The organism is Frankia sp. CcCS3 (assembly GCF_977927575.1).
The window spans coordinates 2,769-3,685 of sequence record NZ_CDWRCL010000326.1 but is presented as its reverse complement, the minus strand read 5'-3'; the positions used below and the strand labels follow the sequence as shown (position 1 = coordinate 3,685).

The window sequence follows — 917 nt, the reverse complement described above, 5'->3', positions numbered from 1 at the left end:
ATCCACCTGCACACCCCGACGATGATGGATGTGCGCCTGCGGGACGGCCGGCTGCACGGCAGGGGCGCGGTGGCCGACCGGATCGACCGGTTCTCCGCTCTGCGCGCCGACGCGCGCACCGCTCCCTCTGAGCTGATCGTCACCACGCTGCGCGGTTTCGGCTGGCTGGATAGGGATACCGACGCGGACGTCATTCCTTACCCGTTCGACCGGTCCCCGTACATGGAGGTGGCGTCGCCCCAGCACACCGACCCGACGTTGCTCGTCGTCGGACGGCTCGAATGGCGCAAGGGGCTGGATGTCCTGATCGAGGCGGCCGCGCTGCTGAAGAAACGGGGTGTCGAGGCGACGGTGGTCTTCGCCGGTCAGTCCTCGGGCACGATCGAGGGTGTGGCGACCGGGACCTGGCTGGAGCAGCAGGCGGTCAAACTCGGCGTCACCTGCCGTTTCGCCGGCCACCTGACCCGTCCCGAGCTGGTCAAGGCCTATGAGGAGGCACGGGCGGTCGTCGTGCCGAGCCGGTTCGAGAGCTTCTCCATCGCGGGTCTCGAGGGAATGGCCTCGGGACGCCCGGTCGTCGCGACCGCGACAACCGGGGTGGCCACCTGGGTGGCGAAATGGAAGGGCGGCACGGTCATCCCGCCGGAGGACGCCCCCGCACTCGCCGACGCCCTGGAACCCTTCCTCACCGACCCGGAGTTCGCGGAGACGGTGGGTGCCCGCGGTCGGGTCGGCACCGCCGAGCTCGAGCCGTTGCGTATTGCCGCCCTGCGCGAGAAGGTCTACCAGAAGGCCATCGACCGTTTGCGGGCGCGCCACGGAAAAACCTCCGCCGTGGCATGAGGGTGGCGACCCGGATCATCGATTGCCGGTCACGAACCTGATCCAGGCGAAAACCCTAGGGAGTCGAAATGAAA

Annotated in this window: 1 protein-coding gene; it reads left to right on the top strand. The window is 68.6% G+C overall.

Translation table 11 applies throughout. The features are described from left to right. The coding region (locus AC08OQ_RS18680; RefSeq protein ID WP_476612270.1) for a glycosyltransferase family 4 protein at nt 1-843 on the top strand (843 nt) is incomplete at its 5' end. Nucleotides 844-917: the final 74 nt, after the last annotated feature.